Origin of the sequence: Pseudomonas akapageensis (assembly GCF_011355085.1) — a bacterium.
GTDB classification, from domain to species: domain Bacteria; phylum Pseudomonadota; class Gammaproteobacteria; order Pseudomonadales; family Pseudomonadaceae; genus Aquipseudomonas; species Aquipseudomonas akapageensis.
This window is the reverse complement of the sequence record NZ_VXCP01000034.1, coordinates 129,754-153,463: the sequence shown is the minus strand read 5'-3', so window position 1 is coordinate 153,463 and position 23,710 is coordinate 129,754. Positions and strand designations below refer to the sequence as shown.

The following is a 23,710-nucleotide window of genomic DNA, read 5'->3' as shown; positions in this document are numbered from 1 at the left end:
CGGAGCGTGGGAACGAGTGAACTTAGGCGCTAACCGCCACCTCCCCCTGCAACCCCACCGCCTCGATCGCACTGATCGCGCACTGCTCGTCGATATCCGACGTATCCCCACTGATCCCGATCGCCCCGATCACCACCCCGGCCGCGTTGCGAATCAGCACCCCGCCCGGCGCCGGCACCGCCGTGCCACGCCCCAGTTCATTCAACGCTGCATAGAACCACGGCCGCTGCTGCGCGTCCTGGGCCAGCAGGCGCGAATCCTTGCCCAGGGCAATCGCCCCCCAGGCCTTGCCTTGCGCCACATCCGGGCGCACCAGGCTGGCGCCATCCTCACGCTGTAGCGCCAGCAGATATCCACCATTGTCGAGCACCGCCACGGTCAACGGCGCAGCAGAAATCCTGCGCCCGGCCGCGAGGGCCTCGTTTACCAGGTTGACAGCGACTTTCAAGGTCAGAGCGTTCATGCGTACGTCCTCTTGTTATGAGAAGCCCATAGGGCAATTGAAAATTTGGCACGACAAATAGAACACAATGAGATATTTATTTGTATACAATATTTTCATTTCGCGAATCCAACCCGACCACTAACGCGTTCAAACGGGCGTTTCAGCGAATCCGCAGGCAACGGACGAAAATGGATTGACCTGAATCGTCAGCCATGAATACACTCCGCACAAAGCTAGTTGTATACAATTACAAAACACAAGAGGCACAAAACCATGAGCAAAATGAGAGCAATTGATGCAGCCGTTCTGGTGATGCGCCGCGAAGGTGTTGACACCGCTTTTGGCATTCCCGGTGCAGCCATCAACCCGCTGTACTCTGCCCTCAAGAAAGTCGGCGGTATTGATCACGTCCTCGCTCGCCACGTTGAAGGCGCCTCGCACATGGCCGAGGGCTACACCCGTACCAAGGCCGGCAACATTGGTGTGTGCATCGGCACCTCCGGCCCTGCCGGCACCGACATGGTCACCGGCCTGTACAGTGCCTCTGCCGACTCCATCCCGATTCTCTGCATCACCGGGCAAGCACCCCGTGCACGCCTGCACAAGGAAGACTTCCAGGCCGTCGACATCACCAGCATCGTCAAGCCAGTGACCAAGTGGGCGACCACTGTGCTGGAACCTGGCCAGGTCCCTTACGCCTTCCAGAAAGCCTTCTATGAAATGCGCTCCGGCCGTCCGGGCCCGGTGCTGATCGACCTGCCGTTCGACGTGCAGATGGCTGAAATCGAGTTCGACATCGAAGCCTACGAACCACTGCCGGTACAGAAGCCAGCCGCCAGCCGCACCCAGGTGGAAAAAGCCCTGGCTATGCTGGACTCCGCCGAGCGTCCGTTGCTGGTTGCCGGTGGCGGCATCATCAACGCCGATGCCAGCGACAAGCTGGTGGAATTCGCCGAACTGACCGGCATCCCGGTCATCCCGACCCTGATGGGCTGGGGCACCATTCCGGACGATCACCCGTTGATGGTCGGCATGGTCGGTCTGCAGACTTCGCACCGCTACGGCAACGCCACCCTGCTCAAGTCCGACCTGGTACTGGGCGTCGGCAACCGTTGGGCGAACCGTCACACCGGCTCGGTCGATGTCTACACCGAAGGCCGTCGCTTCATTCACGTCGACATCGAACCGACCCAGATCGGCCGTGTGTTCACCCCGGACCTGGGCATCGTTTCCGATGCAGGTTTTGCCCTGGACATGTTCCTGGAGGTGGCCCGCGAGTGGAAAGCCGCCGGCAAGCTCAAGGACCGCAGCGCCTGGCTGCAGGATTGCCAGCAACGCAAAGGCAGCCTGCAGCGCAAGACCCACTTCGACAACGTGCCGGTCAAGCCGCAGCGCGTGTACGAAGAGATGAACCAGGTATTCGGCAAGGACACCTGCTACGTCAGCACCATCGGTCTGTCGCAGATCGCCGGCGCGCAGTTCCTGCACGTCTACAAGCCGCGCCACTGGATCAACTGCGGCCAGGCCGGCCCGCTGGGCTGGACCATTCCGGCAGCCCTGGGCGTGGTCAAGGCCGACCCTGCGCGCAAGGTCGTGGCCCTGTCCGGCGACTATGACTTCCAGTTCATGATCGAAGAACTGGCCGTGGGCGCGCAGTTCCAACTGCCGTACATCCACGTCGTGGTGAACAACTCCTACCTGGGGTTGATTCGTCAGGCCCAACGCGGCTTCGACATGGATTACTGTGTACAACTGGCGTTCGAGAACCTCAACGCACCGGAACTCAATGGCTATGGCGTCGACCACGTCGCCGTCGCCGAAGGCCTGGGTTGCAAGGCCCTGCGTGTATTTGAACCGGATCAGATCCAGCCGGCCCTGCGCCAGGCCCAGGAACTGATGGCCCAGTTCAAGGTACCGGTCGTGGTCGAGGTTATTCTGGAACGCGTGACCAACATTTCCATGGGCACCGAGATCAACGCGGTCAACGAATTCGAAGACCTGGCCCTGGTCGGCAACGACGCGCCAACCGCGATTTCGATGCTCGATTGATTGACCCGGCCCTCTCCCGTCGAGGCGAGGGCCCACCGTTTACGCAAGGAGACAACCATGCCGCGTTTCGCCGCCAACCTGTCCATGCTGTTCACCGAACAGGACTTCCTCGCCCGCTTCAAGGCTGCCGCCGACGCAGGCTTCACCGGGGTCGAGTACCTGTTCCCGTACGACTTCAACTCGACTGACATCAAGGCGCAACTGGATGCCAACGGCCTGACCCAGGTGCTGTTCAACCTGCCGGCCGGTGACTGGGCCAAGGGCGAGCGCGGCATCGCCTGCCACCCGGACCGCATCGAGGAATTCCGCGCCGGCGTCGACCTGGCCATCGCCTACGCCCAGGTGCTGGGCAATACCCAGGTCAACTGCCTGGCCGGTATCCGTCCGCAGGGCCTTGAGTGCGCGGTGGTCGAAGAGACCTTCGTCGCCAACCTCAAGTACGCCGCCGAGAAGCTGCAAGCGGCCGGCATCAAGCTGGTGATGGAAGCGATCAACACCCGCGACATCCCCGGCTTCTACCTGAACACCACACGCCAGGCCCTGACGATCCAGGAAAAGGTCGGCAGCGCCAACCTGTTCCTGCAATACGACATCTACCACATGCAGATCATGGAAGGTGACCTGGCGCGGACCATGGCCACGCACCTGCCGCAGATCAACCACATCCAGCTGGCCGACAACCCTGGCCGCAATGAACCGGGCACAGGCGAGATCAACTATCGCTTCCTCTTCGAACACCTGGACCGCATCGGCTACCAGGGCTGGGTGGGCTGCGAATACAAGCCACTGACCACCACCGAAGCGGGCCTGGGCTGGTTGAAGACCCATAACGTGATTTGAACACCAAGGTGCCCTGAAATCCCCTGACTATCTCTGTGGGAGCTGGCTTGCCAGCGATAGGGCCCAAACTGACACACCGCATTGTACCCATCGCTGGCAAGCCAGCTCCCACAGGGGGCCAGAGCCAACCGGCAGAGAGTCAACAATTACAAGAGGCATTTCTCATGGCTAAAATCGGATTCATCGGCACCGGCATCATGGGTCACCCCATGGCACTCAACCTGCAGAAGGCAGGCCACAGCCTGTTCCTCTCCGCCCACCACGATCCCGCCCCGGCCGACCTGGTCGCCGCTGGCGCCGTCGCCCTGGCCAACCCGAAGGAAGTGGCCCAGGAAGCCGAATTCATCATCATCATGGTGCCGGACACTCCACAGGTCGAAGACGTACTGTTCCGTGCCGACGGCATCGCCGACGGCCTGAGCCCGAACAAGATCGTCATCGACATGAGCTCGATCTCGCCGACCGCCACCAAGGGCTTCGCCTCCAAGGTAAACGCCAAGGGCGCCCAGTACCTCGACGCACCGGTTTCCGGTGGTGAAGTCGGTGCCAAGGCCGCGACCCTGAGCATCATGGTCGGTGGCGACGCCGACGCCTTCGAGCGCGCCCTGCCGCTGTTCCAGAGCATGGGCAAGAACATCACCCTGGTCGGTGGCAATGGCGATGGCCAGACCGCCAAGGTGGCCAACCAGATCATCGTCGCCCTGAACATCCAGGCCGTCGCCGAAGCCCTGCTGTTCGCCGCCAAGAACGGTGCGGACCCGGCCAAGGTGCGTGAAGCGCTGATGGGTGGTTTTGCTTCTTCGAAGATTCTCGAAGTGCATGGCGAGCGTATGATCAAAGGCACGTTCGACCCGGGCTTCCGCATCAGCCTGCACCAGAAGGACCTGAACCTGGCCCTGCAAGGCGCCAAGGAACTGTCGATCAACCTGCCCAACACCGCCAACGCGCAACAGGTCTTCAGCACCTGCGCGGCCATCGGTGGCAGCAACTGGGACCACTCGGCGCTGATCAAGGGGCTGGAGCACATGGCCAATTTCTCGATTCGCGATAAGTAAGTCGATTGTCTGGCCGGTAGTGATGGGGTGCCTGTAAGGGCCTCATCGCTGGCAAGCCAGCTCCCACAGGGACTGCAGAGTGCGATCCTGTGGGAGCTGGCTTGCCAGCGATGGCGACAACGCCGCTCTCCCGGCCCACCCCAAAAAAACAACAAAACGGGAGCCTGCCATGTCGGTCGATCCGCAAAAAATCCTCCGCGAGCTGTTCGCCACGGCCATCGAAGCCGCGCACCCACGCCAGGTCCTCGAAGCCCACTTGCCCAAGGACCGCAGCGGTCGCGTCATCGTCATCGGCGCCGGCAAGGCGGCCGCGGCCATGGCTGAAGTGGTCGAGCGCTGCTGGGAAGGCGAAGTCTCAGGCCTGGTCGTGACCCGCTACGGCCACGGTGCCAACTGCAAGAAAATCGAAGTAGTCGAAGCCGCGCATCCAGTACCCGATGCCGCCGGCCTTGCGGTCGCCAAACGCGTGCTGGCCATGGTCAGCGACCTGACTGAAGACGACCGCGTCATCTTCCTGCTGTCCGGCGGCGGCTCTGCCCTGCTCGCCCTGCCCGCCGAAGGCCTGACCCTCGCGGACAAGCAGACCATCAACAAGGCCCTGCTCAAATCCGGCGCCACCATCGGCGAGATGAACTGCGTGCGCAAGCACCTCTCGGCGATCAAGGGCGGCCGCCTGGCCAAGGCCTGCTGGCCGGCCACCGTCTATACCTATGCGATTTCCGATGTACCGGGCGACCTGGCCACGGTCATCGCCTCCGGCCCCACCGTGGCCGATCCGAGCACCTCGGCCGAAGCCCTGGCGATCCTCAAGCGCTATGGCATCGAAGCCCCTGTGGCGGTGCGCAACTGGCTGCAAAATCCCGCGTCCGAAACCGTCAAGGCCGACGACCCGTGCCTGGCCCGCAGCCACTTCCAGCTGATCGCCCGCCCCCAGCAATCGCTTGAGGCCGCCGCAGTCAAAGCCAGGGAAGCCGGCTTCAGCCCGCTGATCCTCGGCGACCTGGAAGGCGAGTCGCGGGAAGTGGCCAAGGTCCACGCCGGCATCGCCCGGCAGATCGTCCTGCACGGCCAGCCGCTGGCCGCGCCCTGCGTGATCCTCTCCGGTGGCGAGACCACCGTGACCGTGCGCGGCAATGGCCGTGGCGGGCGCAACGCCGAGTTTTTGCTGAGCCTGACCGAAAACCTCAAAGGCCTGCCCGGCGTCTATGCCCTGGCTGGTGACACCGACGGCATCGACGGCTCCGAAGACAACGCCGGCGCCATCATGACACCCGACAGTTATGCCCGCGCCGAGGCCCTGGGCCTGAGCGCCAGCGATGAGCTGGACAACAACAACGGCTACGGCTACTTCGCCGCCCTCGACGCCCTGATCGTGACAGAGCCGACCCGGACCAACGTCAACGATTTCCGCGCCATCCTGATCCTCGAGAGCCCCAAAAATGACGCCTGATAAAAAAGTAAAAATACTCGCGACACTCGGCCCGGCCACTCGAGGCATCGACGACATCCGTCAGTTGGTCGAAGCCGGTGTGAACATCTTTCGCCTGAACTTCAGCCATGGCGAACACAGCGACCACGCCATGCGTTACCAGTGGATCCGCGAAGTCGAACGCCAGTTGAACTACCCGCTGGGCATCCTCATGGACCTGCAAGGGCCGAAGCTGCGCGTGGGCCGTTTCGCGGACGGCAAGGTCCAACTGCAGCGCGGTCAGGCTCTGCGACTGGATCTGGACGGCACACCGGGCAACGAAACCCGAGTCAACCTGCCCCACCCGGAAATCATCGCCGCCCTGGAGCCAGGCATGGACCTGCTGCTCGACGACGGCAAGCTGCGCCTGCGCGTGACTGCCAAGCATGAAGACGCCATCGACACCGAAGTGCTCAATGGCGGCGAGTTGTCCGATCGCAAGGGCGTCAACGTGCCCCAGGCCATGCTGGCCCTGAGCCCGCTGACCGCCAAGGACCGCCGCGACCTGGCCTTCGGCCTGGAACTGGGTGTGGACTGGGTGGCCCTGTCGTTCGTGCAGCGCCCCGAAGACATCCGCGAGGCCCGCGAGCTGATCGGCGAGCGTGCTTTCCTCATGGCCAAGATCGAAAAACCCTCGGCCGTCACCCACCTGCGGGAAATCGCCGAACTGAGCGATGCGATCATGGTCGCCCGTGGCGACCTGGGCGTGGAAGTCCCGGCCGAAAGCGTGCCGCAGATCCAGCAAGGCATCATCGCCACCTGCCGCCAGCTGGGTAAACCAGTGGTGGTGGCCACGCAGATGCTCGAGTCGATGCGCTTCTCCCCGGCACCGACCCGCGCCGAAGTGACCGACGTCGCCAACGCCGTGGCCGAAGGCGCCGACGCGGTGATGCTCTCGGCCGAAACCGCCTCGGGCGACTACCCGCTCGAAGCCGTGCAGATGATGAGCAAGATCATTCGCCAGGTCGAAAGCGGCCCGGACTACCAGGCGCAACTGGACGTCGGCCGGCCCAAGGCCGAAGCCACGGTCTCGGATGCGATCAGCTGCGCGATTCGGCGCATCAGCAGCATCCTGCCGGTGGCCGTGCTGGTCAATTACAGCGAGTCGGGCAGCTCCAGCCTGCGCGCTGCCCGCGAGCGCCCAAGCGTGCCGATCCTCAACCTGACGCCGAACCTTTCAACCGCTCGTCGCCTGACCGTGGCCTGGGGCGTGCACTCGGTGGTTAATGACCGCCTGCGCCAGGTCGATGAAGTCTGCTCCACAGCCCTGGAAATTGCCCAGGCCCAGGGCATGGCCAGCCGTGGCGACACGCTGTTGATCACCGCCGGTGTGCCTTTTGGCCAACCGGGATCGACTAATTCATTGCGGATTGAGACCCTGATTTAAGGTCAACACTTGGCCCTGTGAAATTGGCGCTATGGGATTGACCCTGTGGGAGCTGGCTTGCCAGCGATAGCATCACCGCGGACTGACTGAAACACCGCGCCGCCTGCATCGCTGGCAAGCCAGCTCCCACAGGGGTTGAGCACAAGCCCAATACCGCCGCCCCCACCCGGAAGAACCGCGCTCACACGAAGCGCCTCCGGTCCACCCCAACTTTCCAACTGCCGTCATGCCCACGAAAAACCTGATCCACTGCCCCGACTGGGCCACTGCCCTGCTCAACGGCTTCAGCCAGGTCCTGCTCCAGCGCCACCCGCTGTGCGGCCTGTTCTGCCTGCTCGCGATCCTGTTCACCGCCCCCGACCTGTTCGGCGGCGCGCTGCTCGGCGCCCTCGCCGGCCTGCTCACCGCCCAACGCCGCGGCTACGACCGCGCCGACCGCCAGGCCGGCCTGTACAGCTACAACGGCGTACTGATCGGCCTGCTGCTCTGTGCCAAGCTGCCCTGGTCTGCGATGCTGCCGCCGCTGATCATCGCCAGCGCAGGGCTCAGCAGCATCCTCGTGCACCAATGGCTCAAACGCAGCCAGCAAGCGCGTAGCCTGCCCGCCTACACCGCACCCTTCGTCCTGCTCGGCTGGGCCGTGCTGGAACTGGCACAACCGGCAAGCGCCAGCCATCTCCCGCCGCCAGACAGCAACATCCTGTTCGCCCTGGTCGAAGGCCTTGGCCAGATCTTCCTGCTCGACCAACCCCTGGCCGGCCTGATGATCGCCATCGGCCTGCTGCTCGCCAACCGCCGCGCCGCGTTCTGGGCACTGGCAGGTTCAGCTGCCGGCATCGGTGTTGCACTGCTGCAAGGCGAACCCTTGAACCTCGCCTTCAGCGGCCTGCACGGCTACAACCCGGCCCTGGCGGCATTGGCGTTCTGCCAACTCAAGCGCCAACCCTGGATGCCGGCGTTGGCGATTGCCCTGGCCATCATTCTCACGCCTGTCTTCAATAGCCTGCCGATACCGGCCCTGACGGCGCCGTTCATTCTGGCGTGCTGGGTGCTGCATGTCGGTAATCGGGTACTGCGCCGGGCAGCGGACGATAGTGCACCAGTGGATCAGGCCATACGCAGCCTTGCACCGCGTTCGCGTGCACGTTAGGCTTGCCCGGTCGCTGCCAATTCAGCGACCGGGCTTGGTCGCCCGAACCTATGAGCGCACAGACGCCCGTACTTCTGTCGCTGGCGTTTTTTAACGCCTGCGATAAAGAGTTATGGCAGCTGTGCGTATGGAGGGCCTCGTGCCCTGCCGGTGTTTGCTCATTAGGACCGGTCGACCAACCTGCGTACAGCTGCCACCCATTGTTTGGTCGCAAAGCGTGGCAGTTCCACATTTCTAATGAGAACTTTGCCATGAATAAAATCGTTCCCGATCCACCTTCCTACCTTCTCTCCAAAACCGCCTCTACCGCCTTCGGCTCCTGCGACGCAGGCCACGATCCGCTATTTGCCGTGCGCGCCGGTATCGATCTGGAAGATGCCCTGGTGCATATCTCGCTGCTACTGGCCGGCGTCTGCGACACTGCGCTACACGCCTGCCAGCAAGCCGATGGACTCGATAGAAAGGGCCTGCTATGGGCAAACCTGCACTCGGCCGAAGCGGCCAAGGGGCTGGTCGATGCGCTGCTTGATGGGATTGAAAACCAGACATTGAATCAACCGCCCGAAAATTCTTCGAGCAATTGAGGCTCGACACAAACTGCCCCTTCTCCCTGTTCAGTAAGCGTATAGATGAGAGGGGGCGCACTGATTCAAGACGGCGAATAATGCCTGCACGGCATCAATCGAGGTCAGAATCATCCTCTACTACTTCAATGTTGATAGCGTAAAACTCCCCACCCTGGCCTTGCATCAGTTCGTAAGTCACGGCCTGACCTTCTTTTATGGGAGGTCCGCCGTCTTCAATAGATCTGACGCGAAAGAAAATTTCCCGGCCATCATGATGCGCAATTATATAACCGAAACCACCCCTGGCGGAGTCGTAACGTTCGCTGGTTTGCTTGGACATAATCGTCGTTCCTTTAACGATAAGCCGCCCCCTTGCAGATTGGGTGCGTCAAGGGGGCATTAACCAGATGAGGTAGAACGAGACCTAATTGGCCGCGAAGCTATTTATGGTATTTTTACTTCTACTGCCTGCATGCCTTTTGGACCACGCTCAGCCGTGTAAGAAACCCTTTGCCCCTCATCTAGCGATCTAGATCCAGTGTGTTTAATGTCATTGAAGTGTACAAATAAATCTTCGCCCCCTTCGTCCGGCGTAATACAACCAAACCCTTTTTCAACGTTAAACCATTTAACCGTTCCAGTAGCCATTATCCTGTTCCTTAAAAAGTGCTTTTTTTGCAATGTGAGCCAATGGTAACTGCCCACATTGACACCCTTAGCTAAACCGCAAGATAGCTAACAGTCAACGACATAACCGACTGGTGGTACTGTCAGATCCGATAGGTAAACAGCGACACAACTTCATGATCGACTCATACAACTAAGCAAAAAATGAACATCCAATCAGCACCACGAGCACCAGGTACTATTGACCCCACGTTTGCCAAGGATGGATCGCTTGACTTCATATTGCGTGAAAACCATCAAAAGCACCGGGCTTTTTGCCAGCATTTCGTAGCGCTCAGACAATCTGAGCGCTAGACACCCACCTCAAACAGGATTGCAGCCAGCATTCAAAGATGCTTCGTGGGAGACATCCGGTCTGAACGGTTCGAGATTCCACTCTGGCTTGTGACGTGCCTGTACCAAATGGCAGACTAGCTGTCGACGCATCCCTCCTTTATCATTGGCCGTCCAGTTTGTGTCCTTTCCATATTTGGCAACAAGCTCTTGATAGAAGGCATCTGTTTGATCAGGCTGAATCGCTCTGCCGCAGTTTGTCGGAACCACTGAAAGCGTCCACTCCTTTTTCCGGGTGCCGGGATCATCGCGATTTACCCAAGCAGCAGACTGAATATAAGTTGGACACTTTCCTGGTACAGGTTCAGGATCCTTGGAGGTGGTGGAGGCAACCGGATTGCAGTTTGCAGCGGTAGCCTCCTCATGAGTTACATAAGGTCTGAAGGGTTCCAGAGACCACTGCGTGTTTGACCGGTAGTTGACCAATAGACAAACCATTTGACGGCGCATGCTTCCGGCGGATTTCTCTTCGTCTTTCCATTGGGCGTCCTGCCCACGTAGCTTATACAACTCTTGATACATGGCTTCTGTCTGGTCTTGCGTGACCTCACGCCCACAAGGTGTCGGCGTAACATTAAGCGCCCACTCTTCGCGCTGAGTACCGGTCGCCAGTTGTTTCGCCCATGTGGCCGATTGAATATAGGCATCACATTTCGCCGTAGTTTGCGCTACCGCCTGATCAGCCTCCTTGTACAGGAACTGCGCTTCTTTTGTACGGTCACTCGGCAAAACCAGTTCGATGATGGGAACCACCTGACCAGTTGTTTTCAGGAAATCCTTCTGATCGTCCTGAGCTCCCGCCAAGCCGCCCTGAAGGTAGAAAAATGCTTGTATCGGCAGCGATGCGCCTCTCCCATCATCCCAAGTTGCCAGTCGTAATTCGTTGTTCTCTGCAAAACTGACGGGATCCATCATCGAGGCTTTTACACTTTCATAGAAAGCCGGGCCTGCATGCTCATTGCGCTCATCGCGCACATCGAAGGCACAGGCTTTGGTTTTCCATCCACCGTCTTTCTTGAATTTATCAACCCACTGCTCAGCAGTAGTAATACCTTGCAGGTCACAGACCTGACTGACTTGACTGGAAGCAGCGTCGTATCGATTAATGCCACAACCTTTGTCGTCCCGATTCTCTGATGCCGCATCGATGGGAAATGAACAGAGTACCTGTACCGTGTCTTTATCGTCGGGGGCTGCGAAGGACGGATAAAAGAAAAAGCCGTTTTTATATCCATAGGCAAGATTATTGTATTTTGAATCCGCCCGAAGATACGAAAATGAAACACCGCCGCTTTGTTTTGATTTAGGGCTGTTGTCCCACGCGTGAAACTGGGTTGATGGCGTGGTACCTCTTAACATGATCCCGCTACAGAGAAACGCAGGCATGCTCGGCTTGCCACAATCCGCTCGTGTGTCGTTGTACAATGCTGTCAGCGCCTTGGCTGTTTCCTCACCGGTCGCGGCATGAAGCTGTGTCCCATACAAACAAATGGGAAGTAAAAGCCAAAGCGGCTTTGTCATGATTTTTTTCACAACGCTTCTCCTTTCACAGCCTGCGCAGTCGGCTGCAATAATTAGATTCCAATACCACTTTCAGGTGAACCTTCCCTCTCCCTTCAACAACCAAAGCACCTTTCTCTTTAAGTGATCGGGAAAAATTCCGACTCAAGAATGCTCCAATCGAATGAAAACCAACAGCTATCAGAAATGATAGGTTTTGGCCAAGTTCATTACCGCTTATCGACTTTCAAGGGTACTGGGTATGGCCTTGCCAATTTGTCCCCTTCCCTTTTCGCCATCACTATTGATAAAGAACCTAGCATTTCTGACAGGTTTACAAATCACTGAAACGGTTAAAAATAACGCCTCCTACACAGCTGGAGGTCGAATCCATGAAATTTACATCGTTGGACTTTACATTTCCGGAAGGAATTTGACATTTCACTTATGGATCCATACAAAGCACGGATAAATACTCAGGGGTTTCAACAACAAAAACCTTGAAAGGTGTAGACGGACTACTCAAGATCGAAGAACGTAATGCACAAGTAAACAACAAAGGTAAAGAATTCAAATTCACTGTTAAGAACATCAATGATTTCAAGGTAACTATCAAACACCAAAACCCGCCTCGTTTCGACCTCGGAGATGAAGTATTGGATATGGATGAAGATGAGGTTGAAGAATCAGTGGTGGCTTGAAAAAAATGGTCGCGGGCAATCAACACTTCGCCCAGTCGCTCCTGCACTGTGCACATCACATTTCGTTTATTGCGATTAGCCTGGCCAAGTCAGTATTTTATACCCTAGGACGAAGCTGAATCATGATCGCCACCGAGCTTTTCAGAACACATCTGCCGGTTGAGCGGGAAGTCGCAGCAGCTACGGAAGGCCAACGCACGCTCGCGACGTTTCTCTCTACCCAACGCGAAACCCAACTCATAGAAATTTTCGACAACGAAGACAAGCCGCACCAGATCGAGCTGCCCACCTCTGCCTTGCGTTTACTCGTCGATATCCTGGGAGAGATCGCGATAGGTAACGCGGTGAAGGTAGTACCCATCCATGCAGAACTGACAACCCAGGAAGCCGCTGACCTGCTGAATGTTTCGCGTCCGCACCTGGTCAAGCTGCTGGAGGAAGGGGCTTTACTCTTTACCAAAACCGGTCGTCATCGCCGTGTTCGTTTCTCCGATTTAATGGCGTTCAAACAGCGTCGAGATGAGGACAGCCGCCAGGCCATGGAGTCATTGACCCAGCTGGATCAAGAGCTTCGGATGGGCTATGAATGAGACATTAGCCTTTTACGGTTATCTTCGACACTTGCATACTCTATCCCGCCCCCCTTCGCTCACTCCTCATATTGCTGAGCCTTCCAGGCTTATATCGGGCTCGGTGGACCGATCAAATCCACGAGGAGTGGAAGCGTAATCTCCCAATCGAGACGACTTGACCAGGGAGCAGTTGGACCGCACTTCCGAGCTCATGAACAGGTCCATCTCCGATGCATTGGTCACAGGCTATGAGTCCCTCTGCTCGGACTTGATTCTGCCGACGATGACCGGGCAACAATACCTGGAGGTGATTTTGCGACAGGGCCTCACTCAAACAGTGAGGAACCTGACTCCTTATGTGGGAATGCTTTAAGCCGGTTCATCACGAGAGACGGGAGGTTCTGTTTTGACTTTACACCGAGCTATGCCCTGCCTTGCACTACGTTCTCGTTGCGCTTGCACGATTGCCCGAAGACCTGCACGTAATCAATCGAGGTCATGATCATCCACGACTTCAATGTTGATCGCGTAAAACTGTAGCCACGCGCAGTTTATTGCCTTTGGAAGTAAGTGTTGGCTCGCTTGGCTTTCCATGGACATCAATTCCTTGCTAGCACGGCTTTGGCGGCTTGTAAACTATCACTTCTGTCAGTTGCCTTAATTGCTGAGGTCTTCCAGTATCGGAAGCGAAAGTGCTTGTTTACGGAACAGAAGAGCAAACCATTAGTATCTCCGGTATGTAGAGCTATTGGTCAACTTTGATTTGCGTTCGAAACTATGCTTGGTATGGAGGGCTTGACGTCATGTTCACAATTCACGGTGTATGGTTCCCTTTGATAGAAAATCCAGGTGTCTACAAAGGCAAAAAATATAAAGTAAAATTTGACGCAAGATCCCCTGGCGGCCAATTGCCTTTTATCACAAGCTATGGGTCGCTCAGTATAGTCGCGGCCGCTTCATCGGGAGTCACGTTTGATGATGAGGCGCGAGCGAAATCGCTAGTGGTAGGACCGCATTGGTCAACACTGGAATGTGACATCGTCGTGCCCGACGCCGATAAGCCGTGGAAGCTATATTTCAAGACTGGCCTTTTGGGTTATGTCGAAATTCAAGATGTTAGAGCATATCTGGAACTTGAGTTTGGCGAGGGAGGTGGCGAAAAACCGACGGACCCCACAACGACAGACCCCACTAAGCCAACAGAACCTTTAACGCCTGAAGGTTGGTTTAAGGATCCCGCGTCAGGGCACATTTACAATGAGTTCTGGTATGGCAAATGGTTTACAGATTGCGAGAAGCCACCTTACAAAGGGGGCTGCACAGCACACTCCGATACAGGCACGGGCACCGACCCAGAGGTCGATCCTGATACAGGAGCACCGATCGATACGGGCCCTCGTAAAGGGGAAGATTCTGCTGGTGTTAAATTGGTGGACTGAGTAGCGTCGGCGGGACAACTGAAAGCCCTTGGGTAAAGGTGAGCTGACACCCCATGTCGGCGTCATCAGTAAAAACTGCAAGGTTTATTGAAAATTACCGGCTGCCCTGGCTCTGGTTATCCAGAACCAGGCGCGCTGCTGCGTGATAGTTTGTCTCTACAATAGAAGTTGTATCGAATGAGAGGATTCGGTCATGATAGCTCTACTTTTGGCTCCGCGGTAAAGTGTTTGATCACAAACAAGTCAACGGCAATGACGGGTTTCACTACAATTTGGTCTACCCCTATTTTTCTTCACAGCGGTGATTACTTATAGCGCCTGCTGAGTCATGAATTTTCCTTGCAGTACCGTAAACATGCCCCCCTCATTAAGTTCTCCGCAAGCGATTGCCGACTTTTTCAATGATACTTTCGCCAGTGACTTCAAGAATTTCGGTGCCGCCCAGGCGGTTGAGCCGTTGTTCAGTGCCACGCTACTCGAATTCTATTCGAGGAACAATATAAACCGAATTCAGCAAGCGTAACAGCAGCTGATGGTCAGTACCGCCGAGATGGCCCAGCGCCTGGCGGTATTGCAGAAAAACCCGCAGGCCGTGATTAAGCTCTGTACGAAAAGAGATGTCGCAGACACCGCATGGCGTAAGCCGGCGAGACCCTGGCGGCGTAACATTTCGCAAGCTTGTCGAAGCGGCGGCTCTCTTTCAGCCAACCAAACATGCGCTAAATGATGTTGTCTACTCGTCAAAATCCTGGGAGAACTTGCGATTGGCAACGCGGTGAAGGTAGTACCTATCCATGCAGAACTGACTACCCAGGAAGCTGCTGACCTGCTGAATGTTTCGCTTCTTAACTTTTGACTCACCACCGATTTTTTGATCCCTGAGTGGTAAAGGGATCAAAAAACCGGTGGTTACAAGCGATCGCTCCACCTGGAGCGCGATATCTCCACCAGAAAGAACGCACTCGCCTATTGCCAAATATTTATTTCACGCCTACCTAGTGATACTTGTCATCATAAGCTGAAATCATCTTACCAATTTTTTTCTTCATGGAGTCAGGCCACAGACCGAAACGTTGAGGCCCTCGGCAGTACAAGTTATCAACAGATGAATAGTGGTAACCTCTCGCAGCCAACTCGTCCATCACCTCACTCAGTGATGTAGGTTGATTGATGAGCACAAGGTCTACTTTTGCATCTGCAGCTTGTCTTCTCATCGCATACCTGAAAGGCCCCCTCAGATGATCCGGTATCTCCTCAGTAGACTTAAGCTTTGGAACCATCTCCCTTAACTCATAGTTAGGGACTTTCGCACCCGGCACATAGGACTGTATTACCTTGCGTTCGCCTCTGATCACACTTCCGATAGTAAGCCTCGGAAAATCTTCGTTAATCACCGCGGTAAAACCGTTATAAGTATAAAAATTCATGGTTGTTTGTTTTGGCGCTATCAAAGAGGTTGGCCCTTTGTAGCCCATAGCGAAGGGTGGAGCGATCCTCCTACCGTGCGATATGATTTTTAGTTGTGTAGCCCCAGGGCTTCCGATGACATGCTCAAACGCAGCCCCACCTCCTGTAACTCCGCTGCTTCTTGGCCCTCCACCAAGGGAGTACTCACGCACATTAGCTGCCCCTGCCCGGCGGATCTGAGTTGTTGCCAGCTTGGCCCCTCCCATTGCGACGCCAGCGCTCAATAAGCCAAATCCCAATCCTACATACCCCAGGGTTCGCGACAACTCCGGATCACTCTCCTCCAACAATGCAGACGCAATCTCGAAGCCGGCCGAAATAATTGCAAGTCCGGTAGCTGCCACCGCCAATGCCAACGAGCCCCCTCCCGTAAAGGGAGCTGCCAGAACCCCCAATACCGCAACGGCGATACGGAACTCGGTCGTGTACATCAACGGCATGCCTTCCCACCGGCTGTATTGAGCAACCGCCGCATGACCACTGGGATCATGGAAGTTGACCGGGTCACCACCACAGTACACATAGGCCGCTACACCACCGGCACCAAACGGGCTCCAGTTATCAGGCGTCTGGAAGTGCTGCAGAAGTGGATCGTACATGCGGTAGCCGTTGCCCAGGTAATACATCGCCATCGGGTTGAGCGGCTCGCCCTTGAAACCGAGCCAGGTCACCGCCTTGACATCCAGACTGCGATAACCATAAGGCAAGTAGCTGTAGTATTTAATGGTCTTGGTAGACAGGTCTAAACTGGCAAATACACTACCCGCCGCATCACGCAATTCGAAAGTGCCATTCAACTCGGTATCTTTCGAATTTTCCTCTGCACGGGTGGATATCTGCTGCAGCAGACATCCGGGGCTATCATTGAGCAGCACAATGCTGCGCTCATAACAGCCATAATAGCCACTACCTTTGGTGTTTATCTGGTGCAAGGCATAGATCTTGTTAGCACGGTAATGGTAGGTCTCCGTGCGGGAGCCCAATGTGGTACCGCGAACACGACCAAGGTCATCGTAATTAAAGGTATAAGGCTCCGGGTCCGCCGTGCTGGTTACGCCGTACGTGTTCACCTGACCATTGTCATGGTAGGTAATGACTCGGCCCGCGCATTTGGTCTGGCGGCCAGCGTCGTCGACTGTCTGGACATCATTGTCCCATTTGATCAGTGCCCCGGGCTTGGTCGAGTCGTAGGCGTAAGTCGAAGTCGTTGTAACTGCGACTGGGGTTGCGGCTGGGGCTGGGGCTGGGGTTGGAGTTGGAGTTGGAGTTGGAGTTGGAACAAGCGTATTGGCCCGCGACTTCACATTGCCCAAACTGTCGTAGCTGAATACCTGCTTGGTGTAGCGCTTGCCCAACTGGTCGCCAGGAGCGTCCTCGCCGCTGCATGACCACTCCTTCAGGCGATTGGCATCGTCGTAGCTGTAATTGTCGCTGCGACGCTCTGTGCCCTGGACTTTGAGCGTGCTTTTCTTCAGGCGCCCATCTCCCAAAAGATCACGCGCCACGCTCAGGGTATCAAAACCATCGCACGTGAAAGTGCGAAGAGTTTCGTTTCCGCGTAGGTCATAACCATACGTCACCGTCATGGTCTGGCTGGTTTTCACGTCCTTGATGGTTTCCTTCTGCAGTAATCCATTGTCGGCGTACTCGAACTTCGCTTCGCAAACGCTGCTTTTCGAACCGGTCTGACGGCCGTAGGCATCGTACTGATATTCCGTGGTGTTACCCGCCACGTCGGTAAAACTCAAGGCCTTGCCGCTTTGGCTCAAGGCCGTGGTAGAGGTGAAAATTTTCGTTTCATCCTTTTTGACCACATGCGGGCAGCTTTCGCTATAGATCAAGGTTTTCTCATCAAAACTGCTAGTGCAGCCATCGAGCGCCTTGGGACCGGCAACTTCACTTGTTTTGGTCCAATCAGTGGCGCCTTTGTAGGTAAAGGCATTTTCGACACCGTTGATTGTCCGTTTGCCAAGCCGCCCAAGGCTATCCACCGTCTGGTTTCCCAGCGCTATCGCAGCGGCACTGCCTTCCTTGATACTGCCTGCCGTCGCAACGGCGGCCAGGCTTGCACTGGAGTAAGTGTTGCTGAGGACAGTGCTGCCAGACGTCTCGGTGAGCTGCCGACCAAAGCGGTCGTAGGTGTAGGACGTGGCTTTGCGATGCTTGGGTGTAATAGTGCTGACCAATCCAGCGTCGGTGTAACTTAATACCGCGCTGTCCAACTCGACTTCCTTGATAGTCGCGGGAGTTGCTGGAGTCGAGCCGGAGGCGGGGACGGCGGCGACAGGGGTTGCGGAAAACTGTTTGACCGATTGCAATTGATCGTCGGCCGTAAAGTTACTCACCGCCTTCAGGTAAGCCGTGGTCCCGCCCGCAGCGAAGGTTTCAGTCAACGAACGATTGCTGATGTCGTAACGGCGCTCCTGGGTGAAGGTCCCACTGGTGACCTTCTGCGAGTTCACCGTAACTTCGATTACCTGGCTCTTGCTATCGACTTCCGTGTCGGCGGCATTCTTGAGCTCATATTTGACGGTGCATTTTTTGCTATCGGAGCTGTTGTAAATCCAGCTGACTGTACGGGTACTGTGTTTGGTACCCGTGCCGTCGTAGTCATATTCGATCGCCGTGGCAAGCCGACCGCGTGCATCGTAGGTCATGCTGGTCCGTTTCAGCCATGTCGTGCCATCGGCGCTTAACCAGGTTTCACAGTCCCGGCCCAGGACATCGGTGACCACACGCGATTTACTTCCTGATTGGGTGTTGTGGGTTTCGTGCTGGTAGCGTCCACCCGTGAGTACCGTCACGCTGTGCGCGGTCTCCTGGAGGATCTTGTCTCCCTGCTTGACGCTTTCCTTGGTCAGCAGCCCCGCCGTGCCGTAGGTCAGTGTCGTGGTGCAGCCTTCAGTATCAACGCTTTCAATCAGACGCCCAGTGAACCCGGAGCGGGTCTGACTGGAAGTGGCCGCCGCCGTCAAGACCTCCTTCTCCACTTCCTTCACGACATCCTTGCCGTCCTCCTTTACGGGCTGCTTTTCGACCTCTTTCTTGCTTCCCTTTACGCTTACCTTGGTCGTGACTTTGCGATTGTCCGTGGCATCGACCGTGTAGTCGAAGTTTGTGACCGTCCTTGAACCTAATATCGCCGTACCGTTGCCATCCAACAAGTACACCGTGTTCGACTTGACCTGGCCGAATGCGGCTTTATTGGTGGCGTCCGTATGGTAGGCGATTTCCTCGACGTGCATCGAGCCCGCTGCCTTGGTTTTCAGCTTGAAGCCCTGCCCGTAGACTTTGCTTTGGGCTTCAAGGCTTTTATTCAGACTGGCAATACTTTCGCCGATTTTTTTTGCCTCCTCGGTCTTGGCGGCTGCTTTCTGTTTTGCCAGGCTGTCTAGAATCGGCTTCGCCGCCGCCTTGGCGACCGCAAGTTGCTCACTAGTGATATCAACCCTTTCAAAGTCCGGCTCCAGCACCGTCAATTTCAGGTTCGGCACTACCGAATGCGCCCTGCCAACCGACTTCTGGCTAGCTGACTCCAATTTGCCATAACCAAAGTAGCTCAGGCGTTGCGGGTGAACCTTGTCGCCTTTTTTAAGGTATACAAACTCCGACTCAATATGAGTACTGTTTCCACCGACATCGCCGGGATACTTGACTTCCAGAGGCAAGCCGAACGCCACCTTGGCGTAATTGTTTTCAGAGACATTCATGCTGACGGTCGAATCGACACCTGTCCCCCAGGTCAAGCCCGAACTACCGAACGCGTGGAAACCCCACCCAATGGGATTGAGATAATCCAACGGCTTGAGCAACCAGCCGAAAACGCTTTTATCGTGCACCGTCTTCTTGTCTTCTTTGACGAGGTACTTTTGATAGTTGTTGTAGTAAGTCCACTCGGTCACCACGTCGCCCTTGATCATTTTGATCAGATTGCCACGGGCGTCGAGCTCGTAGGCCACTTGCTCGACACTATTGCTGTCTATCTTCTGGGTTGAAATGACCGTCAGTACCTGCCGTGTTTTGTCGACTGACATGCTTTGTTCAGTCGTGTACGTCACGCCTGCAAGAACACGGGATTCCTTCGTCTGGCGGCCATTCTCGAAGGTGTGCACTCGTTTGCCGACATTTAACCAGCCTTGTGAGCAGTTGACCGAGGTCTGGTTTTGCGTGTCGTAGTTGTAGGTTTCGGTCAGGGCATCGATACCTGCGCCTGGGGCAATGGTATAGGTTGAAACCTTGCCGTCGGTTTGATAGGTCAGGGACTCGATTTGTGTGCGTCTTTCCTCAGTCGCTTTAGCTCCGGTGGTGGCAGGAGGAATAGTCAGAACAGTCTCAAATTCAAGTTTATTTATCCTATAAGACTTTTCCTTCCCTTCGAGATTAATAAGATAGAGACGTTTATCCAAAACACCTTTGCCGGACACTTTTATGGAGTGGCTATACCCTTCCGTTACAGATCCAACGGAGATTTGCCCATCCTCCCTTCCCCTTGTGAATTCATATGATACCTCATCATTCGAACCTGAAAACAAAACAAGTTTATCCAACCCCCCCCGAACTTGATCTCTATTATCAACCGCCCAAGAGAGACTCATCAATACCCCGACGTCATCACTAACAGAATCCAGAAATGCCCTTGGTTCCTTTTTTTTACGACTCCAGCTAAATTTTAGCTCTCGCCCACAATTTGAAATCAAGCGCGAAAGATAGATCTCCCCTACAGACGACGCAGCTTTTTCAATGAGCGAGTCAAAATGATGTAACTTAAACACCTCAACACTTCCATCCTTGCGAGTTACAACAAGCGCACTCCGACGATCCTCCACCACATAATCCTCACCCTCTATTCGCTCTGCGTTTTCAAACCTTACTTTAATTAGCTTACCATCAGACAATTGCAACGGCTCATTTAACTGCAGGACCTTCACAACCCTCTCATTAACACTCCCACTCCCTATAGTTTCTTCAGTTCTTTTAAAATCAATCACACGCATCAATTCGGGACTACCAATAACAGGATTAGGCGCTATCCTAGCTTCAAATACGGGAGCAACACCGTCACTACCAACCAACCGCCCGACCGGTATATGCCAGTTGCTTTTTCCGGTGTACGGGTCAATATAAATATGCCTATCACCGGTAAAACCAACATCCGGCAGCGCGCCGACTGCAGGTTTTATCACTGACGTATCATTCGCCAGAGCTGCTCCGTGCAGGTTGATCTCCGTGACAGTTGTAACTTTGCCTTTAATCAGTTCGTGAAGTTTTGCCGCAGTAGTCTTCGTGGTATCGACAATGACCTTGAACTGGGTCGGATAGGCCGTGGCATCCAGTGCAGTCATACCCACTTCAGCCCGCTTTCCTTCCTTGTCGACGGAGACTGTCCATACCTCGATTCCCGCCAGAGAAGGGCGTTTTTTGCTGTCGTCGTACAAGCCGGGCACGATGTGAATATTGGTCGCTGTCGTGTCTGCGCTGCGTGATGTAGCCTGCAAACTACGGCCCGTTTCCTCAGCCGGAGCTTGTAATTGAAAGATCACATCCCCTGCACAGGAATAGCCGAATGTAGAGTCCGCGGCATCGAGCGAGGCCAGGTCTCTACCAACACGCAAGTTGGCGAAGCGATTATCGTAGGCGTTGAACACCATGTCCGGATTGAGCTGAAGAAGACGCAACAACCTTTCGTACAGGATCGGATCAAGTTCCGACTGCAACCGATCCAGGGCACTGGGCTCTCTCCAGAAGTAGTCGCCCCCAGCGCTATCGCCCCAGACTTTTTCCCTGAAATTCTGTTCCTCTACCGGGTACCCATAGTGGTCCTGGATGAACTGAGCGATCGCGTTATTATCCCGCAAGAATGGATCGCCAAAAACGTCGCCCTGCAGGCCCGGGAAGTCGGGAAAATCGCCTCTGGCCAACATTTCAAAGAGGTACTCTGATTTTTCCAGGAACTCCGGCGCGGCCAATCGATAGTCGTGCGCATCGTCACCGTGCACTTCTTTATAGTTATCGATCGCCCCGCGCATCCACAAGGCTGGAGCCGGCCACTCGGGCTCTACGTACTCCGATACGGTTTCACCGACAGAAGGCGTTACCAGCTCATCGTTGTCCAGCAGCGGGTAACCGTCCCGATAGACTTCTATATCCGTGGTGCCTGCCAGGCCGTGGACCAATTGATGGATCGAATGACCGCTGTTGCGCGTGGTATCGACCACAATCTTGTAATGCGTCCAGCCCGCTTCAGCCGGCAGCGGTTGCACGCCCACATCAGCAAACGCGTTGTCAGGACTCAGCAGTACCCACCAGGTTTCGATGCCGTCCAACACTGGTAGCTCGGTGTACTCATCGGCCAAACCGGGTACCAGCCAGACACATTCGGCCTTTTGCTGGCCTCCCCTGTCAGTCAGTTTGAACACCGCCGCACCGGCACTGGCATAACCCAGGGTCGAGTCCGCCGCCGCCAACGCCGCGTAGTGCTTGCCTACCACCAGGTTGGCGAAGCGCTTGTCGAAGGCTTCGAGCACTTTGCGAGGATTACGCCGGAAACTCTCCATTCGGTTGTTGAACTGACTGTCGCTCAAGGGTGAGCGACCTTTCAGTTCGCTATCTTTCTGGGCGTCAAATCGCGGAATTAGATATCGAGGCCCGAACTGCGCTTCGGCCAGGGTGCCAATCGAATAGTCAGTGGCAAAGGTTTCGTTGAAGTACGCGATCAAGCGGTCATCGCTATCAAGCGATGGCTCTGCTTCGCCCGCCAAGGGCGACACAGAAAAGGTGGCCGGTACCTCGCCGCGCAGGTAGTCGCGGAAAAACCTGTCGAATTGCCGGGTAAACTCTGGGTATACCAACGGATACTGCTGCCCCTGCTCATCGGTGACCTGTTTATGATCGGTCACCGTGCCGCGGGTCCAGTTCCAGTTGCTGGTCTGGGTGCCGGGGATACTGGGGAGCAGGTTATCGTCGTCGGCAATGTGGTTACCCCCGGCAGTGATGCTCAGTGCCGTGCCGGCACCACCGAAGATCGTCGCGAAGGCGCGCAGAAATTTGTGCAGCGTTTTACCCGTATTCTTTTGGGTATCGACAATAAAGTGGTAACGCACCTTGTAGTCGCTGCCACTGGCGAAGGCAGTGCCAATCTCGACCCGCGACATATCGCTGGTAAAAGACGCCAGCCATACCTCAACGCCCTCGAGCACGGGCATGTAAGCCCCGCGATAGAACACTCCGGGCAGCAACCAGACATCATCGGCGAGAGTATCCTCACCTTTGGCTACAGGACGGAAGATCACCGAAGAGCCGGCGCAGGAGTAACCGAAGCTCGAGTCATGGGCATCGAACGCGCAATTGAAAGTACTGTTGCGCATATTCTCGAAGCGATCGTCGTAGGCCTCGATCACGGCCTGCGGGTTTTTCTGCAATACCGCCAGGCGCCGCGCCATTTCAGTCGTGGATACCCCAGGTTGCGGATAGTCTTGCTGAATACGCGCAATGTCATTTTTCAAATAGAAATCGAGCAACGTGGCGCCAAACAGTGGTTCAGTCGCCTGGCCTTCGCCAATGTCGCTGAAATCGCTGCCGAAGGTGTCATTGAAGTAACTTATGATCGCTTCCGGTGTGTTTAATGCGCTAACACCTTCGCGAAGTTCCGGGGTGGCGTGCTTGCGGTATTGAAGGCCATATTCGTGAGTCAACAATCGTCGCAGGTAGTCGCCGCTGTGCAGAAAATGCGGATAGACCAGCGGGTAATCTTCCCCACTCTCACCGTTCACCTGTTTGTGGTCAGACACTGTACCGCGCAGCCATTGGCCTGAGTTGCTCATAACGCTCTCCTCACACTCAATATAAGTATCATTACTGTAATGAATAAGTTCATCGCGCAAAGGCCGCCCCTGGATAATCAAGGCGCCTGACCAGCAAAAATTTCAGGTGCGAGTCCACGCAGTTGCGCCCAACTATGGCACGCTGGAACATTATTAAGCCGTTGACTCTCCGCGCACTCGGAAAGGGCACTGAACCGAATTAAAGTGCATTACCGGATGGTAATAGACGTT

Annotated in this window: 15 protein-coding genes and 2 pseudogenes; 11 read left to right on the top strand and 6 right to left on the bottom strand. The window is 56.0% G+C overall.

All coding sequences use genetic code 11. From position 1 onward, the window contains the following. Positions 1 to 22: 22 nt before the first annotated feature. Positions 23 to 463 carry a GlcG/HbpS family heme-binding protein gene (locus F2S13_RS20730; protein ID WP_166364246.1) on the bottom strand — a complete coding sequence of 147 codons (441 nt, stop codon included), beginning with the start codon at positions 461 to 463 and terminating at the stop codon, positions 23 to 25. Between the two features lie 255 nt (positions 464 to 718). On the opposite strand from F2S13_RS20730, the gene gcl reads away from it, so the two are divergent. The 7 genes from gcl (at position 719) to F2S13_RS20695 (ending at position 8,978) form a co-directional block, all read left to right on the top strand. Next, positions 719 to 2,494, top strand: coding sequence for a glyoxylate carboligase (gcl, locus tag F2S13_RS20725; RefSeq protein WP_166364244.1), 1,776 nt, complete (start codon positions 719 to 721; stop codon positions 2,492 to 2,494). 57 nt (positions 2,495 to 2,551) lie between these two features. Further along, positions 2,552 to 3,334, top strand: a complete 783-nt coding sequence (gene hyi, locus F2S13_RS20720; protein ID WP_166364242.1) for a hydroxypyruvate isomerase — start codon at positions 2,552 to 2,554, stop codon at positions 3,332 to 3,334. Positions 3,335 to 3,498: 164 nt separating this feature from the next. After that, entirely contained in the window at positions 3,499 to 4,389 is an 891-nt protein-coding gene (locus tag F2S13_RS20715) for a 2-hydroxy-3-oxopropionate reductase (RefSeq protein ID WP_166364240.1), read from the top strand. 169 nt (positions 4,390 to 4,558) lie between these two features. Next, positions 4,559 to 5,839 carry a glycerate kinase type-2 family protein gene (locus F2S13_RS20710; protein ID WP_166364238.1) on the top strand — a complete coding sequence of 427 codons (1,281 nt, stop codon included), beginning with the start codon at positions 4,559 to 4,561 and terminating at the stop codon, positions 5,837 to 5,839. Beyond that, positions 5,829 to 7,244, top strand: a complete 1,416-nt coding sequence (gene pyk / locus F2S13_RS20705) for a pyruvate kinase (protein ID WP_166364236.1) — start codon at positions 5,829 to 5,831, stop codon at positions 7,242 to 7,244. The genes F2S13_RS20710 and pyk overlap by 11 nt, the downstream gene beginning before the upstream one ends. A 226-nt stretch (positions 7,245 to 7,470) precedes the next feature. Next, positions 7,471 to 8,394 carry an urea transporter gene (locus F2S13_RS20700; protein ID WP_166364234.1) on the top strand — a complete coding sequence of 308 codons (924 nt, stop codon included), beginning with the start codon at positions 7,471 to 7,473 and terminating at the stop codon, positions 8,392 to 8,394. Positions 8,395 to 8,645: 251 nt separating this feature from the next. Then, positions 8,646 to 8,978, top strand: a complete 333-nt coding sequence (locus F2S13_RS20695; RefSeq protein ID WP_166364232.1) for a DUF3077 domain-containing protein — start codon at positions 8,646 to 8,648, stop codon at positions 8,976 to 8,978. Positions 8,979 to 9,072: 94 nt separating this feature from the next. Here the strand turns inward: F2S13_RS20695 and F2S13_RS20690 are convergent, their stop codons facing one another. The 3 genes from F2S13_RS20690 to F2S13_RS29725 form a co-directional block, all read right to left on the bottom strand. Continuing rightward, a complete protein-coding gene (locus F2S13_RS20690) occupies positions 9,073 to 9,300 on the bottom strand; it encodes a cold-shock protein (RefSeq protein ID WP_166364230.1) in 228 nt (75 codons plus the stop codon). 104 nt (positions 9,301 to 9,404) lie between these two features. Further along, the gene (locus F2S13_RS20685; protein WP_166364228.1) at positions 9,405 to 9,608 is read right to left on the bottom strand and encodes a cold-shock protein; all 204 of its coding nucleotides are present in this window, start codon (positions 9,606 to 9,608) and stop codon (positions 9,405 to 9,407) included. A gap of 342 nt (positions 9,609 to 9,950) precedes the next feature. Beyond that, positions 9,951 to 11,513, bottom strand: coding sequence for a DUF2599 domain-containing protein (locus F2S13_RS29725; protein WP_178119033.1), 1,563 nt, complete (start codon positions 11,511 to 11,513; stop codon positions 9,951 to 9,953). A 467-nt stretch (positions 11,514 to 11,980) separates the two neighbouring features. On the opposite strand from F2S13_RS29725, the gene F2S13_RS20675 reads away from it, so the two are divergent. The 3 genes from F2S13_RS20675 to F2S13_RS20665 all read left to right on the top strand — a co-directional run bounded on the left by F2S13_RS20675 (position 11,981) and on the right by F2S13_RS20665 (position 14,192). Further along, positions 11,981 to 12,181, top strand: a complete 201-nt coding sequence (locus F2S13_RS20675; RefSeq protein ID WP_166364226.1) for a hypothetical protein — start codon at positions 11,981 to 11,983, stop codon at positions 12,179 to 12,181. Between the two features lie 122 nt (positions 12,182 to 12,303). Continuing rightward, positions 12,304 to 12,771: a helix-turn-helix domain-containing protein gene (locus tag F2S13_RS20670; RefSeq protein ID WP_166364224.1), complete on the top strand. Its 468-nt coding sequence runs from the start codon at positions 12,304 to 12,306 to the stop codon at positions 12,769 to 12,771. A gap of 785 nt (positions 12,772 to 13,556) precedes the next feature. Then, a complete protein-coding gene (locus F2S13_RS20665) occupies positions 13,557 to 14,192 on the top strand; it encodes a hypothetical protein (RefSeq protein WP_166364222.1) in 636 nt (211 codons plus the stop codon). 596 nt (positions 14,193 to 14,788) lie between these two features. Here the strand turns inward: F2S13_RS20665 and F2S13_RS29480 are convergent. Further along, positions 14,789 to 14,911, bottom strand: a pseudogene (locus F2S13_RS29480) (IS5/IS1182 family transposase); the annotation flags it as partial. 14 nt (positions 14,912 to 14,925) lie between these two features. On the opposite strand from F2S13_RS29480, the pseudogene F2S13_RS20660 reads away from it, so the two are divergent. Further along, positions 14,926 to 15,033, top strand: a pseudogene (locus F2S13_RS20660) (DNA-binding protein); the annotation flags it as partial. A 154-nt stretch (positions 15,034 to 15,187) separates the two neighbouring features. Here the strand turns inward: F2S13_RS20660 and F2S13_RS20655 are convergent. Beyond that, positions 15,188 to 23,539: an RHS repeat domain-containing protein gene (locus tag F2S13_RS20655; RefSeq protein ID WP_166364220.1), complete on the bottom strand. Its 8,352-nt coding sequence runs from the start codon at positions 23,537 to 23,539 to the stop codon at positions 15,188 to 15,190. Between the last annotated feature and the right edge of the window lie 171 nt (positions 23,540 to 23,710).